We start from the raw sequence: 1,346 nt of genomic DNA, 5'->3' as shown, positions 1-1,346 counted from the left end.
GTGCTGCGCGACAGGAAGTTGGCACTGCCGGTGGCACCGAACAGGCTGCCCGAGGCACCGCTGCCGAAGGACGCGCCCATGTCGGCGCCCTTGCCGTGCTGCACAAGCACCAGACCGATGATCACCAGGGCCGAGAGCAACTGAACGATCAACACCAGATTCGCAAAGAACTGCATTCCAAACACTCCATCAAAACTTGTTGACGCCCGGCCTCAGTGCCAGGCGCCCGAAAAACTCAGTGCGTCGCCGCCAAGCAGATGGCGGCGAAATCCGCCACCTTCAACGACGCGCCGCCAATCAGGCCGCCGTCGATATCGGGCTGCGAGAACAACTCGGCCGCGTTGTCAGCCTTGACGCTGCCGCCGTAAAGGATGCGCATGACACCGGACTTGTCCGTCGCGGCGTGTAACTGCGCGCGCAGCACCGCATGCACGGCTTGCGCCTCGGCGGGCGAGGCGGTCAGGCCGGTGCCGATGGCCCAGACGGGCTCATAGGCAACGACCATTTCGCCGCAGCAATGGCCCAGCGTGTGGATGACGGCGGCGAGTTGCCGCTTGACGACGGCTTCGGTCTGGCCGGCTTCGCGCTCAGCACGCGTTTCGCCGACGCAGACGATGGGCGTCACGCCATGGGCCAGCGCGGCCTTGGCCTTGTCGGCGACCAGTTGGTCGCTTTCCGCGTGATAAGCGCGGCGCTCCGAATGGCCGACGATGGCGTAGCGGCAGCCGACGTCCGCCAGCATGGCCGACGAGACCTCACCGGTGTAGGCGCCCTGCTCGTGCGAGGAGCAGTCCTGCGCGCCGTAGGTGATGGCCGTGCCGGTCAACGCAAGCGCCGTCTCGGCGATATAGAGGGTGGGCACGCAGACGGCGACGTCAGCGTTCCAGGGGCCCGCCTCCTTGAGGCCGGCCAGCAGTTGGGCGTTGGCAGCGCGGCTGCCGTGCATCTTCCAATTGCCAACGACGAGTTTTCTTCTCACGGCTCACTCCTTGACCAGGTCAGCACGATCTTGCCGATGTGCTGGTTGGATTCCATGCGCGTGTGCGCCTCGGCCGCCTGGGCCGCGGGCAACTCGCGGTCAATGACGGGCTTGATGCGACCGGCCTCGATCAGCGGCCAGACCTTGTCGCGCAGTGATCGCGCAAGGCCCGCCTTGAACGCTGCCGAGCGCGGGCGCAGTGTCGAACCGGTGATCGTCAGGCGGCGGCGTAGCACGAGGCCAGCGTCGATCTCCGACTTCACGCCGCCCTGCACGGCGATCAATGCCAGGCGACCATCCTCGGCCAGCGCCTGAACGCCACGGTCGATGTAGTCGCCGGCCACCATGTCCAGGATCACGTCAACAC

The 1,346-nt window shown here is 66.4% G+C and carries 3 protein-coding genes; all 3 read right to left on the bottom strand.

All coding sequences use genetic code 11. The features are described from left to right. On the bottom strand, positions 1-176 hold a 176-nt coding region (gene secG / locus AC1DU6_RS31380), incomplete at its 3' end, for a preprotein translocase subunit SecG (RefSeq protein ID WP_477862061.1). Between the two features lie 59 nt (positions 177-235). Continuing rightward, complete coding sequence (gene tpiA / locus AC1DU6_RS31375; RefSeq protein ID WP_056196912.1) at positions 236-979, bottom strand: triose-phosphate isomerase; 744 nt, start codon at positions 977-979, stop codon at positions 236-238. Next, positions 976-1,346, bottom strand: a 371-nt coding sequence (locus AC1DU6_RS31370; protein ID WP_477862058.1) for a zinc-binding dehydrogenase, incomplete at its 5' end; no start/stop codon positions are given. The genes tpiA and AC1DU6_RS31370, both read right to left, overlap by 4 nt.

The sequence above is a fragment of the Roseateles sp. P5_B10 genome, assembly GCF_056400485.1.
The sequence above is the reverse complement of the archived record's forward strand: the minus strand, read 5'-3'. Positions and strand labels throughout refer to the sequence as shown.